Origin of the sequence: Pseudomonas protegens, assembly GCF_003732485.1 — a bacterium.
GTDB lineage: Bacteria > Pseudomonadota > Gammaproteobacteria > Pseudomonadales > Pseudomonadaceae > Aquipseudomonas > Aquipseudomonas protegens_B.
On the sequence record NZ_MOAK01000078.1, the window covers coordinates 495 to 5,322 of the forward strand.

The 4,828-nt window shown below is 58.7% G+C and carries 2 protein-coding genes and 2 pseudogenes; 2 read left to right on the plus strand and 2 right to left on the minus strand.

Going from position 1 to position 4,828, the window contains the following annotated elements:
• Positions 1-401: 401 nt before the first annotated feature.
• Positions 402-524 (minus strand): annotated as a pseudogene (locus BLX41_RS35840) (glutathione S-transferase); the annotation flags it as partial.
• A 249-nt stretch (positions 525-773) separates the two neighbouring features.
• Between BLX41_RS35840 and BLX41_RS20455 the strand changes: the two are divergent.
• Together BLX41_RS20455 and BLX41_RS20460 are read left to right on the plus strand one after the other, a co-directional pair.
• Positions 774-2,933, plus strand: a complete 2,160-nt coding sequence (locus BLX41_RS20455) for a T6SS effector phospholipase Tle3 domain-containing protein (RefSeq protein WP_123726356.1) — start codon at positions 774-776, stop codon at positions 2,931-2,933.
• Positions 2,933-4,519, plus strand: a complete 1,587-nt coding sequence (locus BLX41_RS20460; RefSeq protein ID WP_311197563.1) for a type VI lipase adapter Tla3 domain-containing protein — start codon at positions 2,933-2,935, stop codon at positions 4,517-4,519. Before BLX41_RS20455 ends, BLX41_RS20460 begins: the two co-directional genes overlap by 1 nt.
• A gap of 15 nt (positions 4,520-4,534) precedes the next feature.
• On the opposite strand, the pseudogene BLX41_RS35845 reads toward BLX41_RS20460, so the two are convergent.
• A pseudogene (locus BLX41_RS35845) lies at positions 4,535-4,690 on the minus strand (glutathione S-transferase family protein); the annotation flags it as partial.
• Between the last annotated feature and the right edge of the window lie 138 nt (positions 4,691-4,828).

Below are 4,828 nucleotides of genomic sequence, written 5' to 3' on the forward strand. Positions count from 1 at the left end.
AAGACATGCATTGCCTGGGCCGACGCCTTCGCTGGCAAGCCAGCTCCTACACGGGAGGGGCGATACACACCGCTCCAGCTTCAGGCCGGCCGCAAGGCCGCCGTCTGGCTCTTGATTTTGATCTTGATCTGAGCGCCCCGTTAACCACGATGGCCGAACGCAGGCATTGATCCGTGGGTAACCCGGCAGGGATGCCGGGTTAGCCGCCACCCGGCCATGGATGGCCGGTGGCGGCGGCCCACGGATCAATGCCGGAGTGAGGGCATGCCGAGCCTAGGCGAGGCACCGAGTGGAGGGGCAAGAGCCTTTGGTTACTTTGGGCTCTTTCCAAAGTGACTCGCTGTAAGAGCGAAACCGCCAGCCGCCACACCCGCAGGAATGGATATGTCCCCCCAACCCCACGCCATGCCCCCTACAAACCACTCCGATTCAAGAAACGCCTGCAACCACTCCTGCAAGGCGCGATAAGGCGCCTGCACAAACCACTCCCGGTCCACATGAGCAAACTGGCGAACAAACGGTACCTGTGACAGTGGGCCGCACTGCGCTCAGAACGCTTTGAGATACTTCCTAGATTTATTCGCTGGCTCTTTTGTTATGGTCTGGCGCCGGTTTTTTTGCGCAGCATCAGTAGAAGGTCAGGCCTGGCACCCGTGTCGTCAGGCCAAACCATTCGGCCCTGCTGCGCAAGCCTCGTCCCTGAATGGATTGGACGTGACCCGGCTGGACGACGTGAAAGGTTGTCTTTCAGGCCATCAAGGAGCAAATGCACAATGAATGACGCCGTTCGGATGAGGACCATTTGCACAGGCCAGGCAATCACCATGCCGGGCGGTGGTGACGTGCACCTGATCGCGACCCCGCCCAAGCCCTGCGTGACCATCGTCGTGCATGGGGTCAACGACCTGGCCGGTTGCTACGAGCGCATCGAGCGCGGCTTGTGTGCGGGGCTGAATGAACGCCTGGACATGCCCTCGGTGCTGCCCAACGGGGTGAGCAGCCCAGGTTTTCTCCGGCCGGCCAGCTACAGCCTGCCTGAGGACGATGATGGCAAGGCGACCAACCCGGATGCGGTGTATTACCGGCGCAAGTTCAGTGCCGCGGATACGCGAAGCGTGGTGATTCCGTTCTATTGGGGGTTTCGCGAAGAAGAGGGGGCAATCAACAAGACCGAGCCCCACGGTGAATGGCTGGACCGCAACAACAACCGCCTGGACAAGGCCGGCACCCTGGAGGGGGGCCATTTCGTCAATGCCACCACCAACCTTCCCGATATGTGGGGCAAGGGTTTCAACGGCAAGCTGTTCGGGTTCATTTCCCTGGACTTCTTTGCCGGTGAGCTGACCCACCCGTTGTTTTCCGCACCCGGCCGGCGCTACATGGTGCTGGCCGCCATGCGTCTGGCGATGTTGATCCGGATCATCCGCAAACGCTACCCGAACGACACGGTGAACGTGGTGGGTCACAGCCAGGGCACGCTGATCAATCTGCTGGCCCATGCCTTTCTCAAGGATGACGAGGTTCAGGTACGCCCGGCCGACGGCGTGGTGATGATCAACTCCCCCTATAGCCTGCGTGAGCCCACCACGGAGAAGTTTCAGGGGTACGGCAGCCAGCAAACCTCAGAGGCGCGCATTGCGACCCTGGAGGGGATCCTCAAATACATCGCCGGAGCGCCCAATCCGTACCCGGCATTGTCGAGCGTCGCCCTGAAAAACTGCCAGGGTGATGGCGCCATTGGCGGGTCGGGCTGGAGCGGCGGGCCTGCGTCGCAAACCACCATCGATGGTAAAAAGATCTCGTTCAACGAGCGCGATAATCGCGGCAGTATCTTTCTGTACTTCACCCCTCAGGACCAGACCGTCGGCCTTGCCAACGTGCAGGGGATCGGCTGGCAGGGCGTTGACGAGCACCTGTATGGCAAGCCGGTACGCAGTACCTTGCCACTGAGCTTTCACCAACGGATCTTTACCCTGCGCAAACGCGGCGAGAAAAAAGAGCTGATTGGCCTGCACACGCCACCCTATGTCTATCCATTGCTGTTGAAGGGTGAGGACACCTGGGAGGACATGGGGTTGCCGTACAAGCAACGGATGTCGGTGGCCCGCGCCTCCCTTGAACAAGGAAAGTCGGTGATGCTGACCGCACCGATATTGCCGGTGCCCGCGCAAACCCACTTCAACGCCGATGGCGCAGTGGTCATGCCGGGAGCGGACTCAAACAGCGGTGTCTATCAGGTCAAGGACACACTGGCGCCCATTGATGCGTCCATCGCGATCAGCAACGGCGCCTGGACCTCCGAAAGCAGGCAATACGCCAAGCTGGATTCGATCGATGAAGCCATCGCCTTCAAGTACGGACGCGATATTGCCAGCGTCAAAGAGGCGCTCAATGAAGGCAAGGACACGGCAGAACAGACCCACGTGTTTGTCGCCCGAGCGACAGACAACGGCAAGGTGCTGGTGACCCGTTCAGAAACCCCCTACGAGGCCCGTATGCGCCTGCAAGGGGGAGGCAAAAACGGCGAGCATGAAGAGGCCCTGTCGTTTCACTCGGCGATTCCCAACAACCCTGACCATAGCCGGCGAGTGCTGGCTTATGACGTGGCGATTGGGGCGGGAGAGAGCGTGGATGATGTGACGTTTTATGCGTATTTGTGTCGGGTGGCGGATTGGCGGTTGGATTGGAAAGCGAAAGACAGTGGAGGACGAGGTCAAGCTGATGCTGAACTTGACGTTCCAGATGAGGCTGTGCAGGAACTCTATCGGGAGGAAACATCTGGTAATCGCAACTTAATCAACTCCACAGTGACGTATCGAACGTGTGGCGAATTGCCGGATGCCGTAAAGGACAAAATGCCTTCTCTGGTAGCTACTCAGTCTCTGGCGGGACGCAGAGCGGGCAATCCTGTCCGTTTGGGAGGGCCCGTCTGATGCACCGCATACTTACGTATTGGTCTTTCTCCGGCTTGCTACTGATCAGTCCACTGATTCAGGCCGCCGAAACCTCACTGACATCCATTCGCTGCTTTGCCAGTTCGGCCACGCCCGTGACTGCTTATACCTTGGCCAAGAAGGCTTCCAACATGACCGCTGAAACTCGCTATCGTGCACCCACTACTTCGTCTCGCTTGGAAACTCTGGATGTGCTCAGCATTGGCATAAGCCTGGATGTATTTCGGCAGGGGCAGACCTGGCAGGCTTTGCAAGAGCAGAGTGCGAAGCAAGCGGAGTCACTGCATGTCGGCAGTATCTTGCCCATGGACCCAAAGAAGTATCCGGTAACTGCCGATGATAAGGACATGGCCTGGGAAAAGCGTAAGGCGGATGCCCTAGAAATGGGACTGCGAAGTTTTTTAGAGAAATGGCCAATCCCTACTATTACAGTGGTCGGTGGTTGGAAGCCTGAAATACCGAACCTGCGTTTCACTCCAAGTGAGACTCGTGAAATGCTCACCAGCATGGTGAATAGTTACCGTACAGAAGCGGGTTTGCATTGGCACCGGATTCGTAATGTGCAGGATGGCATTGTCTGTAATGACACTCCCGAAGGATTGCTAGAAAACCTATTCCAGCTATTTGAGCGTCATCCGGATCTCCCGGCTGTACTGGTTTACAGCGTTGAAGGCTTCAACATGGCGTTGTCATTGACAACGAAAGGCAATAAGCCAATAGGACTTGGAACCGGCCCTCGACAGCCAGGAGAACTCACCGACTCAATGGTCGCCCTGGTCATCGGCCGTCCCGAGCGCGTCGAATGGCTGCGTTACTACGCACCTTTCACCAAGGTCAACAAGAACAAGATCGATCCCGAGTTCACCGGCTGGGGTTGGCGCAAACCTGCCGTGGAGTTCCAGCCTTCGGAGTTCATCCCTCAGCCCTGGACCGAGCGTGCCCTTGAGCAATGGGACGCTTTACCGGTGCTGGCCCAGATCCACCGCCCGGTCACTGTTTCCCTGCAGCGCCCTGACACCGGCGAACGCCTAAAGCGCGAAGCCCTGAGTGCGCAACTGGCCGCAGGCTGGAAAAAAGCCAGCGACGGGATTGCCCCAGCTCCGGCCCGGTTGTTCTACGACGGTGGTTTGAACAGCGTGCCACTGGCCGAACTGATGCCTGCGCTCACCATGGCCCATAGCACCCTGGACTTGCTGGACTCCCGTGAAAGCTACGACCTGACTCAACGGTTGGGCGATACCGGCGCAGCCTCACCTTTCGTGGGCATTGCCTTGGCCACCATGGCCAGTTACCAGAACGCCGACACCAGCGTGGTGATGCCCCTGCGTCGCAAGGACCAGGCAACCATCATCACCATCACCTCACCGACACCCGGTAAAAAACCTCTCGACAACAGGTTCGGCGTCAATCTGATGCCGCAAACTGCCAGCACAGACACTAAGCAACCCGCGCCTGCAAGCAAACCGGCAGCCCCTTCTTTGGCGAAGTTTGAGAATGACGATTACGCAATCGAAGAATTCGTGGCCAGCCTGAAACCCAAGGGCGACTGGATGGATGATTTGTAAGCTTCGGCCCCAGCAGGCCTCCAACCGAGCGAGAAATGCCTCGCCCTGGCTCCGGTAATGCGCCATGAGCGCTTCGGGATAGCGCTCGGCGTACTTGTAGCGATTGAGGTGCGCTTTGAACACCTGGTCATTCTCGGCAATCAAGGCCGCCATCTGCGCCTGGTTCCCGGGCCTGCCCGAGTCACTGCTTGGCGAGCGTGCACAAGGGGCCTCGGCCGCACGCGATCTCGGGCAGGCTGGATAGGCCGCTGTCAGAACTGATAAGTGAAGGCTGTCTGAATACCGGTCACATCATTGCCACCTGGTTGC